The organism is Pedobacter rhodius, assembly GCF_027213645.1.
In the GTDB taxonomy this organism is placed as follows: domain Bacteria; phylum Bacteroidota; class Bacteroidia; order Sphingobacteriales; family Sphingobacteriaceae; genus Pedobacter; species Pedobacter rhodius.
This window is the reverse complement of the sequence record NZ_JAPWGL010000003.1, coordinates 113,188-136,622: the sequence shown is the minus strand read 5'-3', so window position 1 is coordinate 136,622 and position 23,435 is coordinate 113,188. Positions and strand designations below refer to the sequence as shown.

The following is a 23,435-nucleotide window of genomic DNA, read 5'->3' as shown; positions in this document are numbered from 1 at the left end:
ATTAATCGTTAAAAGCCTGCATATCAATTAACCGTTTGTATAGGCCATTTTGTGCAATTAATGCCTGGTGCGTTCCGGTTTCAATAACCTGGCCTTTATCGATTACAACAATTTTATCGGCATGTTGAATGGTACTCAAACGGTGTGCAATTACAATAGAAGTTCGGTTTTTCATCAGGTTGTTCAAGGCATCCTGAACCAGCTTTTCAGATTCTGTATCCAGCGCTGAAGTGGCCTCATCCAGAAGCATAATCGGTGGGTTGGCTAAAACCGCCCTGGCAATACAAACCCTTTGTCTTTGTCCGCCGGAAAGCCTGTTGCCCCTGTCGCCTACAAAAGTTTGATAACCTTCTTCTGTATTCAGGATAAATTCGTGTGCATTTGCAATTTTTGCGGCAGCGATAACCTCTTCTTCAGTTGCGTCAGGTTTTGCGAAGGCGATATTATTAAATATACTGTCGTTAAATAAAAAGGATTCCTGGTTTACCGTGCCCATCTGGTTACGGATACTTTCAACGGTTAAATCGCGGTAATCGTGACCATCGATTTTGATGGTGCCTGATTTTGGGTCGTGAAAACGGGGAATTAAATCCATCAGCGTACTTTTTCCGCCACCTGAAGGGCCAACCAAGGCAACGGTTTGTCCTTTTTCGATATTGAGATTGATGTTTTTTAATACTTCTTTATCGCCATAGCCAAATACTACATTTTCAAAACTCAAAGATTTAGTAAACCTATCTAAGCTTTCAGCTTTCGGTTTATTTACAAGTTCTGGTTTGGTATCAATTAAATCCAAAACGCGTTCGCCTGCTGAAATGCCGGAGTGAATGCCGCTGAAAGAATCGGTAATGGCTTTTATAGGTTGCATTACCTGACTGAAAGTTGCGAGGTATACTACAAATTCACCACCTTTGAGATCTCCCTGGCCGGTTAAAATCATTGTTCCACCATATAACAGGATGAAAACTACGACCAATACACCCAACGTTTGAGAAACAGGAGAGGCAAGCTGCTGCCTTCTGGTCATTTTTCGATTTAAAAAAGAATAAAATTTATTCTCTTCCCCAAACTTATTTTTAACTCTTTCTGAAGCATTAAAAGCCTTTATAATTTTAATTCCGCTCAATGATTCATCTAAAAAGCCGATCATTTTTGCAAAAGATTCATGAGCCTGAGTAGCCTGTTGTTTTAACCGTTTAACAATTTTACTAATAATAAAACCAGAAACAGGAATAACCAACAATGAAAATAAAGTTAGTTTGACAGAAATGGAGAGTAATACAATAATAAAAAATATCAATTGCAGGGGTTCTTTAAAAACGACTTGTAAAGTGTTTGTCACGGTAAATTGTACAACCTGAACATCAGAAGCAACCTTTGAGATAATATCTCCCTTTCTTTCATTATTAAAATAACCAACATGGAGATTCATAACATTGTCAAACACCGTTTTACGCATATTAAGTAAGGTGTGTACCCTTAAATCTTCCATGTACCGTTGTGAAAAATAACGGAAAAAATTAGCAAGAAATACTGTAACAACAATTACGATACAAATTATTTTCAAGGCATATACTTCGCCGTGTTGGAAGCTGATCTTATCAATATATGCCTGAAAAATCTCTCTCGGATCCAGCAGTGATTTTTCCTCTTGTGTTGGTAAAGGCTTAGCGCAATCGCTTTTTAGAAACAGCGCTTGCATAAGAGGTCCTAACAACGTAAAAAGGAACGTATTAAAAATAATGGCAAACAAGGTTGCAATTACATACGGAATTGCAAATTTCTCTATGGGTTTGGCAAAAGATAATAAACGGAAATAAGTCTTCATTTTATAGAAAATGGAATATGTATATTGGATAATGTATTAAAAACACCTCCAAAAAAACCGAATTAAAACTTGGCAAATGTACGGTTTTGAAATAAACCTCTCGGGTTTTTAAAAATGCTCAGGCATAAAATTACAATTGTTTAATGCTTTTACCTTGAACTGATTTATCAATAATGTTCATTACATCAGTAACGTTTATAGATGAATTGTATTTCTGTTTTAAAGCGTTAATTCGTTCGCGACTATTATTTATGGTTTCGAAAGAAGCTAGATAATCTTTATAGGCGGCCAAAATCCAGAATTTGCCTGTTAGTAATTTAGGTATTAATTCAGCAAAAATCAAATGAAGCGGTAATAATGTCAATCTGTTTCCTTGCAGTTGAATTCTTTGCAGGAAAAAACGATTGCGGTAATATATTTTCTTTATAAAGTCTGATTTGATTTGGGTTTTTGTACTCCCGCTGATGTGGTGAAAACAAACCGACTGATGTTCGTAATAACATTTCCAGCCCAGTTGCCATGCACGTAAGCTTAAATCAAAATCTTCAGAAGAAAAAGGAGAATAAATTTCATCAAAGCCACCCAGTTCTTTCAGCTTTTTAGCATCAACCAAGGCATTAGCACCAGAAAGGTAAGCCGTGTATACATTTTCATCTTCCGGTGTTTCACTATAATAGAATTTGTTTGCCTTAATTCTGCAACCGCTGTAATAAAGTAAACGTGCGGCATCTTCAATTTTGGTTTCGTCGAAGCTCATTATCCTGGCCATTACACCAAAGGTATCGGGCTTAGCAAAATACTTCCATTGCTGCTGAAAGTAATCGGGTGTAAGCTTAACATCCGAGTTTAAAAGTAGTATGAGTTCATGCTTTGATTCACGGATGCCATGGTTACAGGTATACGAAAAGCCACGGTTTTTATCATTGATTAACAGCTTAACATTTGTATAATTATTTTTTATAAAGTCGACGCTATCATCTTTTGAGCCATCATCAATTACGATGATTTCAAATGCGGTGTTTGCATTTTCAGCGGCGATAAAAACCGAAGGCAGATATTTTTCGAGCAGATGCCTGCCGTTATAATTTGGGATTACAATGGAAACGCTTCTTTGCATCTACTTCACAATTTTGTAGTTACGGTATTCGAATAACCGCAATCCTGTTAAATCTTCTATTTTCTGCAACAGCCTCCGACGGAAATTCATTTTAGGTGTCTGTTTGGTTAAATCCTGTTCAAATTTCCAATTTGCAGCTTTAATTCTGGGTTTCAAAACTTGAGGATGTGTTCCTGTAAAATGAACCAACCTGTCGGCATTGTGCATATCAAACGTATTTTGAACAGGATAATTCTCTTCTATCCACTCCTCTGTTTGATAATACTGGTTGAAATTTCTAACTTTTCCTTGTAAACCTTTAGGCGGTTTTACCCAGCCGTAATGGTAAATATAGGCATCAATAAGTTTAACTTTCAGCTTCCTGCCATTAATTCTGAAGCCCTGGGCATCTTTATAAGAATGTATGCCCGGTAAGTTTTTTAAAATGCGAACCTCTCTCCTGTACCATCGCCTCGATTCGGCAGCATAATCATAAGAGGCGTAAAAATGTTTATATTTTAAAAGCAAAGCTTCAACATCGCGGTTATTCAGTTCTGCTTCCATTTCCTTTTTAATCAGGGGCAAATAATCTTCATGAATGGCTTCATCGCCCTGAATGTAAATCAACCAATCTGTATCTTTAGGGATTTCAGCCAATGCTTTGTTCGTTTCGTCAGCAAAAACGAATCCGCCTTCTTTTAAACTTTCGTTCCATACGGTATCAATGGTTCTGATTTTTTTTGGGTCGATGTTTTTAACCAGTTCTGAAGTTTCATCTGTTGAGTTTCCTAATGCGACAATAAAATCATCGCAGAGTGGTAAAACCGAAAGTATTGCTTCCTTTATCGGATAATCATTGGTAATGGCATTTCTGATAAAGGTAAATCCGGTAACTTTCATTTAAATTTCTTGTTGATTAGGCTTATATACGGGTTATAATTTTGTTTATTTGTACAAATATAGTTTTATTGATGAATCCCCATCGAACTCTTTTAAGTGAAATTAAACAAGGCAATTATAAAGTTCTGGCCAGGGTTTTAACTTTGGTTGAAAATGATATTACGCCTTCGGATTTACTTTTAAGAGATTTAGACAGCAAAACGGCCGTTACGGTTCTGGGTATAACCGGGCCGCCCGGAGCAGGTAAAAGTACCCTGGTTAATGCGATAACAAACTATTTTATTGCTGAGGGGAAACGCATTGCGGTATTAGCCATCGACCCAACTTCGCCCTTTAATTTTGGTTCTTTACTGGGTGACAGAATCAGGATGGCGACTCAATTTAATAATCCTGACGTTTTTATACGGTCGCTTGCAACACGCGGCGCTTTGGGTGGAATTTCTGCTAAAACCATTGAAATGGTTGATGTTTTAAAGGCGTCGAACTTCGATTTGATTTTGGTTGAAACGGTAGGTGTCGGGCAGTCGGAAGTTGAAATTGCGGGCCTGGCTGATAAAACAGTTGTTGTGCTGGTCCCCGAATCCGGTGATGAAATTCAGCATATCAAATCGGGTTTAATGGAAATTGCCGATTGTTTTGTGGTTAATAAAGCAGACAGAGCAGGTGCTGCTGTTTTCGCGAATAACCTTAAGAAGATGGTTCATCAGGGCGCTAAAACAATTCCGATATTTAAAACCATTGCGGATAAAAATGATGGCATTGATGATTTATGCAAATGGATTATTAAACCTGGTGCCGACGGAAAAACTTTAAGGCGGGAATTTTTATTTGCTGAAAAGGCTTGGAAAATTATCCAGCATAACAAAATGAAGCAAACAGATAAAAAAAAGCTTCGTGAAAAAATTCACGAAGCTTTGAAAAAAGACGATTTTAATGTTTATCGCTTTGCAGATGAGTTTGGGGGAAATGGTTAATTGTTTAAATTGGTTAGCTGTTTAATCGGTTAGTTGTCAAACTGCCAACGGAAAACTGAAAACCGCCGGCGGACTACCCGTTCATAATATCTTCAATTTCCGTTGCTTCCAAAGGGATATCGGCCATGAGGTCTATATTTCCTGTTGCTGTAATCAGAATGTTGTTTTCCAGACGGATACCTAAACCTTCTTCAGGAATATAAATGCCGGGTTCTACAGTCAAAATGTTTCCTGCTGCAAAAGAAGTATATCTGCCTGCAAAATCATGAACATCAATTCCTAAATGATGAGAAGTTCCATGCATAAAGTATTTTTTATAGGCAGGCGAAGCAGGGTTTTGATTTTTAACGTCTGCTGATGAAATAAGCCCTAAGCCGATTAATTGTTCGGTCATAATTTCCCCAACCTCTTCATGGTAAGTGTTCCACACTGTTCCCGCAACAAGTAATTTCGTTGCGGCTTTCATTACATGCAAGACAGCATTATAAACCTCCTTCTGCCGTTTGGTAAATTTTCCGTTAACCGGAACCGAACGACTCATGTCGGCATTATAGTTTGCATATTCGGCTCCAAAATCAAATAATATTACATCGCCATCTTTACATTCCTGATTGTTATCGTTATAGTGAAGTATGTTTGCGTTATGTCCCGAAGCAATAATTGGTGTATAGGCATGCCCGGTTCCACCCTGACGAATAAATTCGTGAATAATTTCTGCCTCGATTTCATATTCTTTAACCCCGGGCTTTACAAATTTCAGAACCCTAATAAAAGCATCGCGGGTTATTCCACATGCTTTTTTTGTTAATTCAATTTCGATTTCTGATTTTACGGCCCTTAATTCACGCATTATTGGCGCTGAACGTTCATAATGGTGCAGGGGATATTTCGAACGCATATGTTCGATAAAACGAATGTCGCGGTAAGGAACGGTATGTGCGTACCGGTCATTTTCATTCGTATTCAGATAAATATTGTCAGCATAATTTATTATACTATGCAAAATGTTATCAAAATCCTCTAACCAATAGATACTTTCAATACCGGATGCAGCTTTTGCCTGTTCTTTCGTATATTTATAACCTTCCCAAACTTTTATATGATCATTTGTCTGTCTTAAAAACAGGACTTGTCTGTACAAAGGATTAGGACAATCGGGATATAAGAGTAAAATTGTTTGTTCCTGATCGATTCCTGATAAATAAAATAAATCAGGATTTTGTTTAAAAACGAAGTTTTGATCGCCGCTTCGGGGGAACTCATCGTTAGACTGAAATATAGCTAACGAGTTCTTTTTTAATAGTTTATTGAATTTTATTCTGTTTAATACAAATAAATCATTATCGATTTGAGGGTATTTCATTTTTAGTATTTGCTTTAATGGCTAAAGACCAAAAGTAATAAAATGATTAGTTATACTGAAGTTTGGAACGGAGTTTGTATAAAAGTTTGAAAATTTAATATTTTGATTAATTTTGCAGTTACTGAAAAAATTAATCAATTAAATTGTTTAACCCTTAAAAAAGAAAAAAGATTATGAATTATTCTACTTTAAAGAAAAGTGTTGCACTTTCTTTAGTGGCATTAACAGGAGTAGCTTCTCTTGCTGTCGCTCAGGAAACCCCTGCAACAACTTCTTCAACCAAAGTGTTTGGTGGAAGAGGACAGTACAGAACGTGGTCAATTGGCGTTAACGGTGGTGTTTTAGCTCCTGTTGTTGCTATTGGCGGTTCTAATGATTTCAACTCATGGGATGTTAACTTAGGTTATGGCTTAAATATCCGTAAACAATTAGGTCACTCATTCTCATTAGAATTAGCTGGTGTACGTGGTAAAGTTTCAGGTTCAAATGTTGCTACTAATGGTCCTATTGCTCCTGGTAGTGCTACTGCTAGAGAATTTGAAACTCAGTTACAATATGCTGTAGATTTACGCGGTGTTGTAAATGTAGGTTCTATCGATTTTTTACGTCGTGAAAACTCAGTAGGTTTCTTCGTTACTGCTGGTGCTGGTTATATGGCTTATGCTCCAAAAGTAACTTACACTAACGGTACTGTTGTTGACTGGAAAGGTAAAGCTGTAGGTCCTGCAGGTGATCCGCATGAAGCAAAAGATTATGTTAAAGGTATGTACATCCCAGTGGGTGTTGGCGTTAAATTTAAAGTTTCTGAGCGTGTTAACTTCAACTTAGGTTACACAATGAACTTTATCGATGCTGATAACTTTGATGGTGTTTATGCACAAGGTACTACTAAAGATAAATTCTCTTACGGTTATGCTGGTTTAGAATTCTCTTTAGGTTCATCTGCTAAACCTAGCTTAGAGTGGACTAACCCATTAGCTACAATGTATGATGATTTAAAAGATCCAACTCTACGTCAAGAAGTTGAAGCTTTGAAAAACCGTGTATCTGCTGTTGAAAAATCTGTTGAAGATTTGAAAAAAGATACTGATGGTGATGGTGTTGCTGATCAATTCGACAAATGCCCAGGAACGCCTGCCGGTACTGCTGTTGATGGTTCAGGATGTCCTCTTCCTAAAATGGTAGCTGATACAACTGCAACTAGCAGTGTAACAGGTTTCGAAAAAATCAGTTTCGATTTTAACTCATCTGTATTAAAAACTGAATCTTATCCTACTTTAGATAAATTATCTTCAGTGTTACGTGAAAATGGTGGTAAAGTAACTTTGAATGGTTACGCTTCAAGCGAAGGTACTGCTGCATATAACTTGAAATTATCTAAAGACAGAGCTAATTCTGTTAAAACTTACTTAGTAAACTCTGGCGTTAACGCTAGTCAAGTTGCTACTAAAGGTAATGGTGAAGCTAATCCAATTGCTTCTAACGATACTGAAGAAGGTCGTATCCAAAACCGTCGTGTTGAAACTGCTAGAAACTAGTATTTCAATAAAAAATTTTAGAAAAGGCTTCGATGTAAATCGAGGCCTTTTTTTGTGGCTTTTTTTTCTGTATAAGACTTTTTAACTAAGTTTGTATTATGTATTTCTTCAGGAAAAAAGATCCGAACCGGCCAAATAATATAAATTTGAAAATTATGCATTTTATTAATGCATTGGCTATTTCTGTTTTTCTGGCCGGTATCCTATACAAGCTTGTTCAATGGCTTGTCAAATAATTTAATTTATGAAAAAAATCATTTCAACTACTAATGCGCCTGCGCCAATAGGTCCATATAGCCAGGCTGTGCAGGCAGGCAATTTTTTATTTGCATCCGGTCAGGTCGCAATCAATCCAGAAAGTGGGGAATTGAATATCGGTACTATCGAAGAAGAAACCCATCAGGTTATGCGTAACCTTAAAGCGGTGTTACTGGAGGCTGGTTTAACTTTCGATAACGTTGTTAAATCGACAATTTTTTTGAGTGATATGGGAACTTTTGCCCAGGTTAATGAAATTTATGGACAATATTTTACTGCTGATTTCCCGGCCCGTGAAACCGTCCAGGTATCTGTACTTCCTAAAAATGTTAATGTAGAAATTTCTGTAATTGCCATAGTAGCTTAATTTTGGCATCAGGAAGAAGTAAATACTTTTTAGCAGGTGTTGTTCCTTATATTATCTGGGGAACAATGTCTGTCCCATTAAGGAATATAAAACATTTTCCACCACAGGAGATTTTATATTACAGAATATTTATTTCTATTGTAATGGTTTGGGCAACAATTCTTCTATTCAGGAGGGAGGCGCTTAGAAAAGATATCGCCTACATTAAAGCTTTAGAACCAATAGCAAAGAGAAAATTTGTTCTGTTAACCATCCTTTCCGCTTTCTTAATAACCGGAAACTGGTTTACCTATATTTTTGCAGTAAATAATGTTAGTTTAAAGGCTGCTGCATTTGCCTATATGGTATGCCCTTTATTAACAGCCCTATGTGGATTTATACTCCTTAAGGAACGACTTAGCAAAGTTAAGGTGGCTGCAATTGTAATTGCATTCATAAGTATACTATTGCTTGCAACAGGCTCTTTGTATGAAGTAATCTGGGCGGTCGTTATCGCATCATTTTATGCGCTTTATGTAATCGTACTTAAAGTGATTCAAAACGTTGATAAATTTAATTTTCTGGGTGTACAATTAATTCTTGCAGGGTTAATTATGCTGCCAATGTATTTCATCCATTCTAATGCTTTTCCAACAGATGCTTTCTTTTGGGGTCATATCTTTTTAATTGCAGTAGTTTTTACCATAATTCCTTTGTTTTTAAATTCTTATGCTTTATTGGGAATGCCCTCTTCTGCTTTAGGGATTCTGATTTATTTAAACCCGATAGTTGCTTTTGCGGTGGCATTTTTCTACTTTAAAGAGAAAATCGATATTCATCAGTTATTTGCTTATTTGCTTTTACTCTTATCGATTATTATTTTTAATGCACAATTGCTAAAGAGTGTTGTTTACAAGAAAGTATAATTACTTTGTTTAATTCCGTTTTAGATACGCCTGTTGAGTTTATAAAAGGTGTTGGACCTGCCCGGGCTGACGTTTTGAAAAAAGATTTAGGTCTTTTTACTTTTCAGGATATGCTCGCGCATTATCCGTTTCGGTATATCGACAGAACAAAATATTTTAAGATAAACCAAATTAGTCCTGATGCGCAGTACATTCAGGTAGTTGGGCGTGTTATCAGTAAAAAAGTAATTGGAGAGAAGAGAACCAGAAGAATTGTTGCTGTTTTTAAAGATGAAACAGGCTTAATGGAGCTGGTTTGGTTCCAGAGTTTAAAATGGGTTGAAGACAACATCCTTGTTGGCGTTGCCTATGTTGCTTTTGGTAAGCCTGCTTTATTTAACGGAACTTTTAGTATTTCTCATCCCGAAATGGAGCTTTACCAAAATAAGCCGGTTGGCAGAGGAAATTTAACGCTGCAGCCTGTTTATAATTCTACTGAAAAGCTTAAAAAGTTCACGCTTGATTCTAAAGGTATTCAGCGTTTAATTGCCGGATTACTTGATCAGGTTATTCCACAAGTTCCTGAAAATTTACCTCAATATATACTGAACAAATATCAACTGCCGGACAAGAAGACAGCGCTGCTAAACATTCATTTTCCTAAAAATCAAAAAGACTTGAATGCGGCGGAAAGGCGATTGAAATTTGAAGAACTATTTTTTATTCAGCTTCAATTATTACACAACAAACAATTAAGGCAGTTAAAATTTAAAGGGGTTAAGTTCGATAAAGTGGGCGGAAAAGTAAATCGCTTTTATAAAGAATTTTTGCCTTTTGAGTTAACCAATGCCCAGAAGCGGGTTGTTAAAGAGATCCGTATCGATACGCAACGTGGTATTCAGATGAACAGGCTTGTTCAGGGCGATGTAGGCAGCGGTAAAACAGCTGTTGCGCTCATGAGTATGCTTTTGGCAAACGACAACGGTTACCAGGCTTGTATGATGGCTCCAACGGAAATCCTGGCCCGCCAGCATTATGCATCCGTTACAGAATTGGTTACCGATGATTTGGTTAAGGTGGCAATTTTAACCGGAAATACAAAGAAAAAGGAACGGGCAATGCTGCATGAGCAACTGGAAAATGGTGAGATCGATATCCTGATCGGAACTCATGCGTTAATTGAAGATAAAGTTAAGTTCAGGGATTTGGGTTTGGTTGTAATTGATGAACAACATCGTTTTGGCGTTGAACAGCGGGCTAAACTATGGCGTAAAAATATAATTCCACCACATATTTTAGTGATGACGGCAACACCGATTCCCCGGACCTTGGCGATGACTTTGTACGGGGATCTGGACGTTTCAATAATTGATGAGTTGCCTGCAGGAAGAAAGCCAATTGAAACCAGGCATCTTTTTGAAGGACAAAGGCTCCGTATGTTTGGCTTTATGAAGCAGGAAATTGCCAAAGGCCGGCAGGTTTATATTGTTTATCCGCTGATTAAGGAAAGTGAGAAGCTTGATTTGCTTCACCTTGAAGCTGGCATTGAACAGTTAAGCTATCAATTTCCGCGTCCCGATTATCAAATCAGTATTGTTCACGGGCAAATGCCCAATGCAGATAAGCAATTTGAGATGCAACAGTTTATAGATGGTAAAAGTCAGATTATGGTTGCTACAACGGTAATCGAGGTAGGCGTAAATGTGCCGAATGCATCGGTTATGGTAATCGAGAATGCCGAACGGTTTGGTTTGTCGCAACTCCATCAGTTAAGAGGGCGGGTTGGTCGCGGGTCTGACCATTCATTTTGTATTTTGATGAGTGGTAATAAATTAAGTAAAGAGGGCAAAGTTCGCCTGGAAACTATGGTTAGAACCAACAATGGTTTCGAAATATCGGAAATAGATTTACAACTTCGCGGCCCCGGAGACATTACCGGAACACAACAAAGTGGCGTACTCGATTTAAAATTGGCAGATTTGGCTAAAGATCAGATCATTTTAGCTGAAGCCAGAAACACCGTAATCGAACTTTTTGAAGCTGACCCCCAATTGGACAAGCCCGAACACGCCTTGCTTAAAGCATATTTACAAAAACTCGAAAGGGGAATTTCTTTCGATAAGATATCTTAATATCACTTACCTGATGATCCGGTTTGCATCTGGCCATGGGTGTTCAGAAAACTTAAAAACAATCAGGGTATTAAATGATATTCCAACTATTCCGGAAACCTATGGTTAGTATATGAACCATGGCTTGGAATTCTGGGTAATATCATTTTGCAGTAACGATTTTATAGAATTCTAACGCATTTCAATTATTTCATTTTACAAAGCTTAGTTTTGCAGTATTAAATTTATTCCATTGGCAGATTCAGACCCCAATCCCATTGTTGTGAAACCCGATCCTTACGCGGCTTTACGTTATAAAGAATTTCGTTCTTATTTAGGTATGCGTTTTTTCTTCACGTTTGCCTATCAAATGCAGGCTGTGGTACTTGGTATTTATATTTACCATTTAACAAAAGATCCGCTTGCCTTGGGTCTAATAGGTTTATGCGAAGCCATTCCTGCCATTACGATAGCTTTATATGGGGGGTATATTGCAGATAAGAGCGAAAAGAGGGCTTTACTTTTAAAGATATTTTCGGGTGTTTTTATATGTTCCTTAATTATGCTTACGGTAACGACCAGTTACATGCATAAATATATTCCCGTAGGTTATATTGTGCCGATTATGTATTCTATGGTTTTTGGAATTGGTTTAGCCAGAGGTTTCTTCGGGCCGGCAACATTTTCCCTGATGGCTCAGATTTTACCAAAAGAACTTTATCCGAATGCCAGCACCTGGAGCAGTTCAAGCTGGCAAATGGCGTCTATCTTAGGTCCGGCAGCAGGTGGTTTAGTTTATGGGTTTCTGGGCATTACCATTACATATATTGTGATTATAACCTTCATTTTTATTGCACTGGTTTGTATTTTCTTTTTGGATATTCATCCGCCTTCATTTATTCCGAAAGAGGGGATTATAAAAAGTTTAAGAGAAGGTGTACATTTCGTATTTAAAACCAAGATGATGGTTTGGGCCATGAGCTTAGATTTATTTTCTGTGTTTTTTGGTGGTGCGGTTGCTTTATTACCGGTATTTGCAAATGATATTTTAAAGGTTGGCCCGGAGGGACTTGGTTTTATGCGAGCGGCAGCATCGGCAGGTTCGGTAATTACCATGTTGGCAATGACGCGCTTTTCCCCAATGAATAAGCCCTGGCGAAACCTGCTGATAGCAGTTACAGGTTTTGGATTGAGTATTATCTGTTATGGTCTTTCAAAAAGTTTTTACTTAACGCTATTTTTCCTATTCTTAGAAGGTTCTTTTGATAGCGTGAGTGTAATAATTCGCTCTACAATTATGCAGTTGCTTACGCCCGATGAAATGCGGGGGCGGGTATCGGCGGTGAACAGTATGTTTATAGGTTCATCAAATGAGATCGGTGCATTTGAATCTGGTTTAACAGCCAAATTAATGAGAACTGTTCCCGCGGTAGTATTTGGCGGTAGCATGACCATTGGAATTGCCTTTTTTACCTGGCTGAAAACAAAATCTTTAACCAGGTTAAGCCTTCAGGACATCAATGAGCAAACGACTAAATCTTAGTTTTTTTAAAAGTGTTGAAATCGCAGCTTTGGTTTGCACTGATAAAAACCAGCGCAAGCTAAATTGCATTTTTTTCGGCTGATGGCTCCCGCAGATGACCAAGATTTTCGCAGATTTTGTAATTTTAACTTGGGCTGAATAAAAAAGCCCAGTATCGCTCCGCGTAAATTATCGTATTCCGGGGACGTATTTTTAGTAATCCTCGTATTTAAAAATGTTTATTCTTTCCCCAGATAAGGTATATAATTGAACCTAAAAACGGGGCAAAAAGAATAATGATAAACCACAGTGCCTTCACACTAAAACCCATTTGCCTGTTTCTGGAGATGTGGTACAATGCCGTTAAAATAAGTGCCAGCCAAAGAATGGCTGCTAGTATAATAATAATGGCGAATTCGTTACTTTCTATTTGTGCTAAAACCATAAAATGAAAATTTATTAAGCTTCAACAATTCTTTCGCCAATTTGTTGTCGCCACATGGCCTGGTATAAACCATTTTGTGCAATTAAGCTTTCATGTGTGCCCTGCTCAATAATATGTCCCTTTTCTAAAACGTAAATTACATCGGCATGCTTAATGGTTGACAAACGGTGCGCTATTAAAATAGTCATGTGATCCGTTAGATCGGAAACCGACCTTATGGTTTTAGTAATTTCCTCTTCCGTTATAGAATCCAATGAAGAGGTTGCCTCATCGAAAACTAAAATATCCGGTTGACGCAATAATGCTCTCGCGATTGACAAACGTTGTTTTTCGCCGCCAGAAACTTTTACACCACCTTCACCAATTAACGAATCCAATCCTTTGTCTGCCCTGGCCAACAGCGTTTGACAAGCGGCCTGATGTAAAACTTTATAACATTCCTCATCCGTTGCTGTAGGGTTTACAAATAATAAATTCTCTCTGATTGTACCTGAAAATAGCTGCGTATCTTGTGTTACAAAACCTATTTTTTCCCGCAAAGCATCTAAATCAATGTCGTTACTTGGATTACCGTTGTATAAAATCTCGCCATCTTTTGCCGGATATAAACCGACTAAAAGTTTAACCAATGTCGATTTTCCTGAACCCGACGGACCAACGAATGCAATGGTTTGCCCGTTATGGGTATTAAACGAAATATTTTCTAAAGCATTTCTATTTGCAGTCAGGTGTTTAAAACTAACGTTTTTAAAAGCAAGTTCTTTAATTTTTTTAATCGATATCGGGTTAACAGGCTTCTTATCAACGGGTGTACTTAAAATCTTTTTGAAGTTGCCTAGAGAAACTTCGGCTTCACGCCAGGCTAATATTACATTTCCTAGTTCCTGTAATGGTCCGAAAAGGAAAAATGAGTAGAACAAAAATGAAAAATATTGTCCGGGAGAAATGGTATTATCGAAAATTAAAAGTAATAGCACCACAATCATAGAGCTCCTTACCAAGTTAACGGTTGTGCCCTGAACAAAACTCATACTTCTTACGTATTTCACTTTTTTAAGTTCTAATCCTAAAATTTTGTAAGTGGTTTTGTTCAATCTTTCAATTTCCTGGTCGGCTAAACCTAAACTTTTGACCAGCTCGATATTTCTTAAAGATTCCGTTGTAGAACCTGCAAGTGCTGTTGTTTCGCCCACGATAGAGCGCTGAATGGTTTTGATTTTACGACTCAAAAACCAGCTCACAAAACTGATAATCGGAATCGCGGCGAAATAAACCAAGGTTACTTTATAACTTATGGAAACCGAATAAACGATTACGAAAACCATCCCGATTAAGCTTACGAAAAGCACACTGATAAATGACGTTATAAATTTCTCAGAATCCAATCTCACTTTTTGTAAAACACCTAACGTTTCTCCGCTTCGCTGATCTTCGAAAACCTGGTAAGGTAATTTTAGCGAATGTTGCAAACCGTCGGCATACATTTTTGCACCAACTTTTTGTACGATAACGCTGGTAAAATAATCCTGAAAATTTTTTGCAATGCGGGAAACCATTGCGGCCCCGATAGCCAATCCGATGAAGCCAAGCGCCCCCCAGATGTAAGCACTTTTGCTCGTGAAAGATGCTCTTTTATTGATGTATAAATCTAAAATCCTTCCCGTAAAATAAGGATCCATTAAAGAAAAGCCAATATTTACACCTGCCAGCAATAAAGCTAAAGCCACAATCCACTTGTGGTTTTTCAGGTAGTCTAATAATAATCCCATTAAGTTTTATTGTTTGTTAATGCAAACATAAAAAAAGGGAACGGATAAAAATCCATTCCCTTTTTTTATGACTTTACAGAAAGATACAGATGTACCTTTCGATGTTAAAATCCGTATCTCAACCCAATTTGTGCCTGCCAAGGGTTACCCGTTGGCGTTACAATTCCTGTATTGTTTAAACGGTAATTGTAATTAGAGCTTGCGGCATCAAAACCAGTAACCGCATAAAGTGCTTGTGTACCTAAAGTTTCTGATGTGCCCCAGGTTTTCTTAAATAAGTTTGCTACGTTAAACAAGTCACCAGAAATTTCTAAGCTTTGTTTTTTACGTGGTCCAAAATTAAACTGATAAGCTAATCTTAAATCAACTGTACCATAAAAGCCATTTATACCACCATTACGTTGTGCAAAAGTACCTTCATATTTGGTAATATAATCTTTTAAACTTTGGCTTGCATCGCCATTGGCCAATAAGGTTTGTAAAGCAGTTCTAAGCGCTGCCGGTACATTTGTATTTGTTGTACTAAAGATGTAAGCCAAATCGTTTGTTGCTACAAAATCGCCGTTGGTGTTGCCCCCAGATAATAAACTATATCTGGTACCACCAATACCTGAATAACGAATACCGGCTTTAATGCCATAAAATGATGGCAATGTTCCATAAACTACTACTTTATTTCTGAATTGGCCGTTGGAATAAGTCATGTTGCTTAAATTTCTTGGGTCATCTACAACAGGTAATGATAGTGTAGCTGAGTTGGCAACGTTACCGTTGTAAGATGTGTTATCTTTTGAATCATTCCAGGTAAAGCTTGCCGTAATTTCTCCATCTTTAAAGTATTTCCACGTACCATCTACAACTATAGCAAATTGATTTACTTTGCCTTTGCTGTTTAATTCTAATACTCTACCAAACGCATTAGTTAAACGGCCAAGTTTCCAATCTGTATTTCCGTTCCCCGTATTAATTGTGTTTGCTGGCACAAATACACCCCTGTTTCCTTCATTTGATAATGTAAAGAAAGGATTCGCCACCATATTTCTATCCACATACATATAGTTATGGCGTGCTAAAGTTGCATAACCCGTAATACCTATTCGTATTTTATCATTTATTAATTTGTTATATGATAAGTTGGCTTTATAAACTACTGGTACTTTCGCATCATCAGCATAGGTATTTATGGTAGGAATTTGCAAAGCTGGTAAAGTTGGTGCTGAAACGGTTCCGTTTCTATAACCAGCAAAGTTCGGCGTTGGTACGCCTGTACCGGTAACATCAACTGTCGCTAAGTGTTTACCATCAAATGTTAAGTTGTTAATGGTTACGTAATTGTTCACATCTGAACCGAAAATCCCGGCTCCTAAACGAACATAATCGGTATGGTTTTCGTTAACATCCCAGTTGAACTGGATACGAGGTTGAATTAAAAATTGCTTTAATTCATGATCTGTTCTTACACCAATGGCATCAAATAGTTGTTGATTAAGCGGCGATGTTGGGTATTTGCTATAATCTAAACGTAAACCACCTGTAAAATCTAAACCTTTACCTAATTTAGTTTGCATTTGGCCATAAATAGCAGTATTCCATAATCTACCGATAACACTTGGGTCGGCAACTAAAGGTACTTCTCTGTAATAGCTTATCGGTATTAGGTTATTAAAATTTTGTAAGGAGGTTTGCTGATTTCCTGCTGCAGCAGTACCAGATCTGTTAAATGTAAAGCGTCCGTTCACCTCGCTACCATACAATGATTTGGCATGGGTGTACATAACATCTATACCAAATGTATATTTGATTTTGTCTGTATTATAATATAAATTATCTACCAACTGGAAAACGTTATTGGTAAAACCCTCTTGTCCAAAACGATGTCCGCCAATTTGAACTGAAGTAGCTAACAGACCGCCCGTTGGCGAAGTAGACTCTAAGTTAGAAACAACTGCTCTCGGGATGGCAAAACCTAATTCGTCGTTTTGAGTGCTGGCTTGGTAAGTGTACAAATGCTGCACTTTTAACTCATTAGTAACTTTGCTGCTAATCGTAGAGCGTAATGTGGCTAACAAGCTGTTATCAACGTTTTTATCGTTACCATAACTTTCATAGAAGTTTATCGCTGTGTTATCGGCTAAACCTAATGGGTTTCTATCGTTGGTATAATTATCTCTAATGGTTAATAAGTTCTTATCATTAATTTGCCAGTCTAAACGCAGAAATCCAGCATCTGTACCTCTTTTTTTAGCGAAAGAACCAAACTGTTGTGTGTTGGCAACTCCGTATTTGTTTCTTGCAACAGCTAAAAAATCATTTAATGTTGCATTTGTAATATTAAAACGGGCCACATCAGCAGGCGAATTAATATCGGCAATAATTAATGGGCGAGAATCTCTTTGATGATCCCAGGCTGCAAAATAATGTAATTTATCTTTAATAATTGGGCCACCTAAGCTAAAACCGTATTGGTAAGTAGAAAAATCATTAACTCTTGCGTTTCCTCTAATATCATACTTGCTAGCTAAAAAATCGGCACGGTTGTAAGCAAATGCACTTCCTGTAATTTCATTTGTACCAGATTTGGTTACCGCACTAATGGTTCCACCACCTGAGCGACCCAAGCTAACATCGTATTGGTTGGTAACAACTTTAAACTCTCGTACACTTTCTATCGAGATGGAATATGGAGCACCACTTCGGCTGGTTGTACTACCGGCTGATGTAGGATTTTTTGCCGTCATACCATCTATGGTAAAATTAGTAGATGAGCCTAACTGACCAGAAATACCACCAGGACCCGATAAAGGGGATAAATCTGTTAAACTGGAAAAGTTACGTCCGTTAACAGGTAGTAAATTCATTGTTTTAGATGAAATCTCAGTTGATGCACCAAATTGTTGAACTTTATTCCTTAATGAAGACCCGTTGATTTCCACATCGCCAAGATTTTGCGATGATTCCTGCATGTTGATGGCCACCATTACAGCATCACCCTGATTTAGCATAAAACCAGTTCTGTTTTGCTCGGCATAACCAATATATATGGCTTTTACCGTGTAAGGCCCGCCTAAAGGAAGTTCTTTAAAGGTATATTCTCCTTGTGCATTGGTTGATGTTCTTGTGGTAAAACCCGTTGAGTTGTTTTTAACCTGGACAGAAGCACCTGGAACCGGCTTCTTTTGTTCATCGGTAACAATACCTGAAATGGATGCTTGCGTAGTTTGCGCTTTTAATGAATTTGAAACACAAAAACACAGCAATAATACTGCAAATAGTAAATTTTTGACCATAATTAGTTTCTGATTTTTTATGGTGCAAAGTTGATGTTACTGTGTTAACTGAAGTTCGATTTTAGATTAAGAAATGGTTGTTAAATTGTTGGTTTTTGGGGTGCATGTTAAAATAAAAAACCTCCGCCGAAATTAATCGGCGGAGGCTTTAAAAATCTAAACTGAATTAATCTACTTTTTATCAGCAGTATATTTATCGCTGAATTTTTTATCAAGCTGTTTATGCAGGTTATCCAGGTTAATGTCTCTTCCCTGAATAAAAGCCTGTTCAACTTTATTTGTTCTCATATCCAGGGCATCTCCTGCAGAGATAAATAAAGTGGCGTCTTTTCCAGCCTCAATACTGCCTGTCGTTTTATCTACACCCATAACTTTTGCTGCGTTGAGTGTAATGGTTGATAATGCCTTTTCCTTATCCAGGCCCCAGGCTGTAACCGTTCCGGCCATAAATGGCAGGTTACGTTGCTGCCAGTAACCATCGATACTCAATACCACATTTAATCCCGCATTTGCCAGAATTGCAGCATTTTTATAGGGCATATTCACATCATCATCATTGTTATTTGGTAAAGCATGAGGTTGTTTTACCACAACTGAAATATTGTTGTCTTTAAGGAAATCGATAATTAAATAAGCTTCATCTCCACTTGTGATAACAGGCGTAATGCCGAACTTTTTTGCAAAGTTAACCGATGCAACGATGTCTTTCTGACTTTCTGCCGCGATGAATAATTTTTCAGCACCTGAAAACACCTTTTTCATCGCCTCGAAACGAGTATTGATTACTTCAGGTTTACCCATTTCTGAATACGCCTTCGCTTCTGCGAAGAAAGAAGTTAACTGACTAATCGCCGCTTGGGTACGTTCATTTAACATTTCGGGTGAAACTGCAGGTCTGCCAAAACCGCCGAACCCTCCTCTGAAACGAGGCGTTACAGGCCAGGTCATGTGCATGGCGTCATCGGTTTTAATTGCAGCATCTTCCCAGTTCCAGGCATCTAACTGAACAACTGACGAACTTCCGGAAACCGTTCCGCCCTGTGGCGTTGGTTGTGCCATTAAAATTCCATTGCTACGTAAAGTTGCCGGAACTTTCGAATCTGTATTATAAGCTACGATAGAACGGATGTGTGAATTATAATCACCGATTTCCTGATAATCTAAAGTTGCCTTTATCGATTCTGTTTCAGCCAAACCTAGGTTTGTTGTCGCTGCAATCATACCCGGATAAATATGTTTGCCCGAAGCATTAATGCGTACGACATCACCCTGGGGAACTTGTCCGCCTGCTGTAACTGATACAATTTTTCCATTACTGAAAAGAATGGTTCCATTTTCAATAACCGTTCCGTTGCCTACATGAACTGTTGCGCCTGTGATGGCAATGGTTTTTGTTTGCTTTTTAGCGGGTGATATATTGGCTTGTGCAAAGCACATCAGGCCCGATGCCGATAAAGCCAGGCTTAATAAATATTTTAGGTTAGTGCGCATGTTCTTTTTCATTTAATTCTGCTGAATAATCTTCTAAAGTTTCGCAATTGTAAAGGCGTGGTGCATTGCCAAACGGACGTTGAGTACGAACGCCAGTGCTTTTGCTATCCAACATCTTCTGAATTAAACGAGCCTTTTCTGCCTGTTGTGTTTTGATTGTCTGAGCATCTTTATCAATATCCCAATAAGCAATTCCGTCAACAAAAGTTTTTTCTGCTTTTGCGTAGATGGATAATGGGTTTGCAGACCAAACTACAACATCTGCATCTTTACCGGGTTTTAAACTCCCAACTTTATCATCGATGTGAAGCATTCTAGCAGGGTTAAGGGTTACAAATTTCAAGGCATCTTCTTCAGGAACACCACCATAAAGGACCGATTTACCAGCCTCCTGATTTAAGTGGCGGGCCATTTCAGCATCATCCGAGTTGAAAGCAGTTGTAACGCCCACGTTGTGCATAATTTTTCCGTTATAAGGAATTGCTTCAGCAACCTCGTTTTTGTAAGCCCACCAATCTGAGAAAGTAGAACCGGCAATACCATGCGCTTTCATTTTATCGGCTACTTTATAACCTTCTAAAATATGGGTGAAAGTATTGATTTTGAAACCTAAGCTATCTGCAACATGGATCAGCATATTAATTTCACTCTGAACATAAGAGTGGCAGGTAATAAAGCGTTTATTGTTTAAAATTTCAACAATTGCATCTAATTCCAAATCTCTGCGAACACTGTTGCCCTTTACCTTCATTGCTTTTTCGTATTCTTTAGCACGGGTAAATTCGTCAACAAAAGTTTGTTCAACACCCATACGTGTTACCGGGAAACGGGCACCAGTACCGAAGTTACTTTGCTTAACATTTTCGCCTAAGGCAAACTTGATGAAACCATCTGCACCTGCGAATTTTAATTCTTCCGGTGCTTTACCCCAACGTAATTTAATTAACTGAGATTGACCACCAATTGGGTTTGCAGAACCGTGTAAGATATGAGAAGTTGTAACACCTCCAGCCAACTGGCGATAAATGTTTACATCTTCCGAGTTAATAATATCAGCGATGCGAACTTCTGCCGAAACAGATTGTGCGCCTTCGTTAATACCACCACTACCGGCAATGTGCGAGTGTTCATCGATAATACCTGCAGTTACATGTTTGCCTGTACCATCAATTACTTTTGCGCTTCCAGCAGATAAGTTTTTACCAACAGCTTTGATTTTTCCGTTTTCTAGCAGCACATCGGCATTTTGAAGAACACCTTCTTTTTCATTCGTCCAAACGGTTGCGTTTTTAATTAAAACACTTTCTTGTTTAGGTATTTCTGTATTACCAAAAGCACCAAACGGATAAAGCAATGTACCAACTGCTAAGGCAGGTTTTGGCTCCTCACGTTTTGGCATTTCACGGGCGGCTTCTTTATAAGTTGCCGTAAATTTGCCAAAAGTTCCGTCGGGCAGCGCTACTTCACCTTTAAAAGTTAAAGGACTTGCAGAAGTTAAGTAACCGCTTAAACGAACATCGCCTTTAGGATTCTTCTTCAGGTTAAAATTAATGCTTACCCAATCGCCGTTTCTGGCAAATGTTGCTGTTGTTTTAACACTATCCACACCACTTCTTTCGATGGCAGCAGTTGAGCCGCCAGCAGTTCCGGTAATTTTCAACAGTAGGCCTCCGCTAATTCCATCAACATTCAGGTTGTAATTTCCACGAACATCAGAAACATCCATTTTATTGACGATGTAGCGTTTACCCTGCACCCAGTTTTCGAAAATGATATTTTCCTTTTTGAATAAATTATCCGAAGAGATTAGGAAATTAGCCACTTTACCTTTTTCCAGTGAGCCAACTTTATCACTGATGCCTAAAAGTGAAGCCGGAACCTCAGTAATTGATTGTAAAGCTTGTTTTTCGGTTAATCCGTTATCAATCGCAGTGCGGATATTCGCCCAGAAATCGCGGATATTTTCTAGACCAAAAGCCGTTAAGGCAAATTTAACGCCTGCTTTTTCAAGCGCTGCAGGGTTTGTTGGTGCCAGTTCCCAGGCTTTCATTTGTGCTAATGTAATGTTTCTTGCTTCCGCAGGATCTTCAACATCGTAAGCTTTAGGGAAAGACAAGGGAATAATCAAGCTTGCGCCTGTTGCCTTTACCTCATTAATGCGTTGATACTCATCGCCTGTGGATTTGATGATGTATTGTTTGCCAAACTCTTTTCCAAGTTTATCTGCACGAAGTACATTTGCCCAGCCGTCAACTTCAAAAATCTGAGGCATCGCTTGTTGTTTTCCAAACTCCTCTAAAGAGATATTATACTCCTCTTTTTGTTTGCCATACCATTGCGAATCGTAATAGGTTTGGCGTAACAGAGCGATTGAACCCATTAAAGACGTCGGGTAATCGTTTGATGATGTGCCTTTATTAAATGAATAGTTGGCTGCGGTTTGGTCTTTTAAAAAGACATTATTATCAGAACCCTCGTTTAAAGTTACAGCTGCCGAAACGCCACGTGCAATACCATCACGACTAATCGTATTCACACTTCCGAAACCGGCTTTACGTAACTCATCCGCTTTTTTACTGTCGACAGTGAAGATATTCTTCACATAAGTTTCTGGTCTGATGGATTCATTCCAGCCATAAGCGCCTTTTTTAGTAGAAACAAAAATAGACTGGCGCTGACCACCACCTCCACCGAAACCACGTGCCTGAACAGTTGCTTCAGGAACGCCATAACTTGTAAAAGCATCAACGAGAGCAGGGTAAACGAATTTCCCTTTTAAATCTACAACAACATAGCCTTTTGGAACGGCCAATCCGGAGCCAACGGCCTGGATAGTAGAGCCTTTTACTAATAATGTTGCATTTGTTAAAGTTTGATTGGCATTTACTACAATTGTTGCATTAATGAATGCAAACATACCCGGCCTTGTGTCGTAAGAACCGTTAACTGGATAGGTATTTTGCTGTGCAAACAAAATCGTAGAGGAAAATACCAGCGCAAAGGCGAGTAAAATTTTCTTCATAATATGTTTTAGGGGTTTATTTTGTTTAAAACTAATATAAATTACAGTCGAAATTGCTTGTTAACCTCTTTTTTACAATTAATCATTACTTTTGGTGTACAAAACATTATCACTATGTATCAAATTTTAAAAAGTGCTCATTCCGGATGGCGTTATATCGTTTTTATTTTATTGCTTATTGCAGTTATTAAGGCCTTGACTGGCTGGTTAGGCAATAAAAGTTATACTGAAGGCGATAGAAAACTAAATGTGTTTACTTTAATCAGTGCGCACATTCAACTATTGATTGGTTTGGCTTTATATTTTATTGGCGATTGGTACAAAGCAGATAGCAGCAACGCTGTTGGTCGTTATTGGAAAATGGAACACATCAGCATGATGATTTTGGCCATTATTTTAATTACAGTTGGGAATTCAAAATCGAAAAAGGCAGTTGAAGCGGTTGCAAAGCACCGTACGATATCAGTGTTTTTTGGATTGGCATTAATTCTGATTATCGTCGCCATTTTATTAATGGTTAAAGATGTTCCGGGTAGAAGTTTCTTTGGAATATCTTAAAGGGATTTAACCGCAAAGCGCA

At 38.0% G+C, this 23,435-nt stretch carries 17 protein-coding genes; 8 read left to right on the top strand and 9 right to left on the bottom strand.

Annotated elements, in window-relative coordinates; genetic code table 11:
* Window position 1 precedes the first annotated feature (1 nt).
* From O0931_RS10635 to O0931_RS10625, 3 genes are all read right to left on the bottom strand, one after another.
* Window positions 2-1,828, bottom strand: coding sequence for an ABC transporter ATP-binding protein (locus O0931_RS10635; protein ID WP_269415559.1), 1,827 nt, complete (start codon window positions 1,826-1,828; stop codon window positions 2-4).
* A gap of 130 nt (window positions 1,829-1,958) precedes the next feature.
* Complete coding sequence (locus O0931_RS10630) at window positions 1,959-2,945, bottom strand: glycosyltransferase family 2 protein (protein ID WP_269415558.1); 987 nt, start codon at window positions 2,943-2,945, stop codon at window positions 1,959-1,961.
* Complete coding sequence (locus O0931_RS10625; RefSeq protein ID WP_269415557.1) at window positions 2,946-3,824, bottom strand: glycosyltransferase family 2 protein; 879 nt, start codon at window positions 3,822-3,824, stop codon at window positions 2,946-2,948.
* Window positions 3,825-3,895: 71 nt separating this feature from the next.
* Here O0931_RS10625 and meaB point away from each other — a divergent pair, with 71 nt between their 5' ends.
* Window positions 3,896-4,798, top strand: coding sequence for a methylmalonyl Co-A mutase-associated GTPase MeaB (gene meaB, locus O0931_RS10620; protein WP_269415556.1), 903 nt, complete (start codon window positions 3,896-3,898; stop codon window positions 4,796-4,798).
* Window positions 4,799-4,871: 73 nt separating this feature from the next.
* Here the strand turns inward: meaB and O0931_RS10615 are convergent, their stop codons facing one another.
* Window positions 4,872-6,161 carry an aminopeptidase P family protein gene (locus O0931_RS10615; RefSeq protein ID WP_269415555.1) on the bottom strand — a complete coding sequence of 430 codons (1,290 nt, stop codon included), beginning with the start codon at window positions 6,159-6,161 and terminating at the stop codon, window positions 4,872-4,874.
* A gap of 173 nt (window positions 6,162-6,334) precedes the next feature.
* Between O0931_RS10615 and O0931_RS10610 the strand changes: the two genes are divergently transcribed.
* From O0931_RS10610 to O0931_RS10590, 6 genes are all read left to right on the top strand, one after another.
* Complete coding sequence (locus O0931_RS10610) at window positions 6,335-7,699, top strand: OmpA family protein (RefSeq protein ID WP_269415554.1); 1,365 nt, start codon at window positions 6,335-6,337, stop codon at window positions 7,697-7,699.
* A 98-nt stretch (window positions 7,700-7,797) separates the two neighbouring features.
* Window positions 7,798-7,935: a DUF6728 family protein gene (locus O0931_RS20100; protein ID WP_331283622.1), complete on the top strand. Its 138-nt coding sequence runs from the start codon at window positions 7,798-7,800 to the stop codon at window positions 7,933-7,935.
* Between the two features lie 8 nt (window positions 7,936-7,943).
* Window positions 7,944-8,324 carry a RidA family protein gene (locus O0931_RS10605; protein ID WP_269415553.1) on the top strand — a complete coding sequence of 127 codons (381 nt, stop codon included), beginning with the start codon at window positions 7,944-7,946 and terminating at the stop codon, window positions 8,322-8,324.
* A 2-nt stretch (window positions 8,325-8,326) separates the two neighbouring features.
* A complete protein-coding gene (locus O0931_RS10600; protein WP_269415552.1) occupies window positions 8,327-9,229 on the top strand; it encodes an EamA family transporter in 903 nt (300 codons plus the stop codon).
* 5 nt (window positions 9,230-9,234) lie between these two features.
* Window positions 9,235-11,340, top strand: a complete 2,106-nt coding sequence (recG, locus tag O0931_RS10595; RefSeq protein ID WP_269415551.1) for an ATP-dependent DNA helicase RecG — start codon at window positions 9,235-9,237, stop codon at window positions 11,338-11,340.
* A 232-nt stretch (window positions 11,341-11,572) separates the two neighbouring features.
* A complete protein-coding gene (locus O0931_RS10590; protein WP_269415550.1) occupies window positions 11,573-12,862 on the top strand; it encodes an MFS transporter in 1,290 nt (429 codons plus the stop codon).
* Window positions 12,863-13,070: 208 nt separating this feature from the next.
* Here O0931_RS10590 and O0931_RS10585 read toward each other — a convergent pair whose 3' ends face one another.
* The 5 genes from O0931_RS10585 to O0931_RS10565 form a co-directional block, all read right to left on the bottom strand.
* The gene (locus O0931_RS10585; protein WP_269415549.1) at window positions 13,071-13,286 is read right to left on the bottom strand and encodes a PLD nuclease N-terminal domain-containing protein; all 216 of its coding nucleotides are present in this window, start codon (window positions 13,284-13,286) and stop codon (window positions 13,071-13,073) included.
* A 14-nt stretch (window positions 13,287-13,300) separates the two neighbouring features.
* Complete coding sequence (locus O0931_RS10580; protein ID WP_269415548.1) at window positions 13,301-15,055, bottom strand: ABC transporter ATP-binding protein; 1,755 nt, start codon at window positions 15,053-15,055, stop codon at window positions 13,301-13,303.
* 104 nt (window positions 15,056-15,159) lie between these two features.
* Entirely contained in the window at window positions 15,160-18,342 is a 3,183-nt protein-coding gene (locus O0931_RS10575) for a TonB-dependent receptor (RefSeq protein WP_269415547.1), read from the bottom strand.
* 171 nt (window positions 18,343-18,513) lie between these two features.
* A complete protein-coding gene (locus tag O0931_RS10570; RefSeq protein ID WP_269415546.1) occupies window positions 18,514-19,833 on the bottom strand; it encodes an amidohydrolase family protein in 1,320 nt (439 codons plus the stop codon).
* Complete coding sequence (locus tag O0931_RS10565) at window positions 19,823-22,855, bottom strand: amidohydrolase family protein (protein WP_269415545.1); 3,033 nt, start codon at window positions 22,853-22,855, stop codon at window positions 19,823-19,825. Before O0931_RS10565 ends, O0931_RS10570 begins: the two co-directional genes overlap by 11 nt.
* 114 nt (window positions 22,856-22,969) lie before the next feature.
* Here O0931_RS10565 and O0931_RS10560 point away from each other — a divergent pair, with 114 nt between their 5' ends.
* Window positions 22,970-23,413, top strand: coding sequence for a cytochrome B (locus tag O0931_RS10560; protein WP_269415544.1), 444 nt, complete (start codon window positions 22,970-22,972; stop codon window positions 23,411-23,413).
* Window positions 23,414-23,435 lie beyond the last annotated feature (22 nt).

Excerpts from the sequence above, each read along its gene's own strand:
- O0931_RS10635 (WP_269415559.1), bottom strand. The coding sequence starts at position 1,828 with ATGAAGACTTATTTCCGTTTATTATCTTTTGCCAAACCCATAGAGAAA.
- O0931_RS10630 (WP_269415558.1), bottom strand. The coding sequence starts at position 2,945 with ATGCAAAGAAGCGTTTCCATTGTAATCCCAAATTATAACGGCAGGCAT.
- O0931_RS10625 (WP_269415557.1), bottom strand. The coding sequence starts at position 3,824 with ATGAAAGTTACCGGATTTACCTTTATCAGAAATGCCATTACCAATGAT.
- meaB (WP_269415556.1), top strand. The coding sequence starts at position 3,896 with ATGAATCCCCATCGAACTCTTTTAAGTGAAATTAAACAAGGCAATTAT.
- O0931_RS10615 (WP_269415555.1), bottom strand. The coding sequence starts at position 6,161 with ATGAAATACCCTCAAATCGATAATGATTTATTTGTATTAAACAGAATA.
- O0931_RS10610 (WP_269415554.1), top strand. The coding sequence starts at position 6,335 with ATGAATTATTCTACTTTAAAGAAAAGTGTTGCACTTTCTTTAGTGGCA.
- O0931_RS20100 (WP_331283622.1), top strand. The coding sequence starts at position 7,798 with ATGTATTTCTTCAGGAAAAAAGATCCGAACCGGCCAAATAATATAAAT.
- O0931_RS10605 (WP_269415553.1), top strand. The coding sequence starts at position 7,944 with ATGAAAAAAATCATTTCAACTACTAATGCGCCTGCGCCAATAGGTCCA.
- O0931_RS10585 (WP_269415549.1), bottom strand. The coding sequence starts at position 13,286 with ATGGTTTTAGCACAAATAGAAAGTAACGAATTCGCCATTATTATTATA.
- O0931_RS10580 (WP_269415548.1), bottom strand. The coding sequence starts at position 15,055 with ATGGGATTATTATTAGACTACCTGAAAAACCACAAGTGGATTGTGGCT.
- O0931_RS10575 (WP_269415547.1), bottom strand. The coding sequence starts at position 18,342 with ATGGTCAAAAATTTACTATTTGCAGTATTATTGCTGTGTTTTTGTGTT.
- O0931_RS10570 (WP_269415546.1), bottom strand. The coding sequence starts at position 19,833 with ATGCGCACTAACCTAAAATATTTATTAAGCCTGGCTTTATCGGCATCG.
- O0931_RS10565 (WP_269415545.1), bottom strand. The coding sequence starts at position 22,855 with ATGAAGAAAATTTTACTCGCCTTTGCGCTGGTATTTTCCTCTACGATT.
- O0931_RS10560 (WP_269415544.1), top strand. The coding sequence starts at position 22,970 with ATGTATCAAATTTTAAAAAGTGCTCATTCCGGATGGCGTTATATCGTT.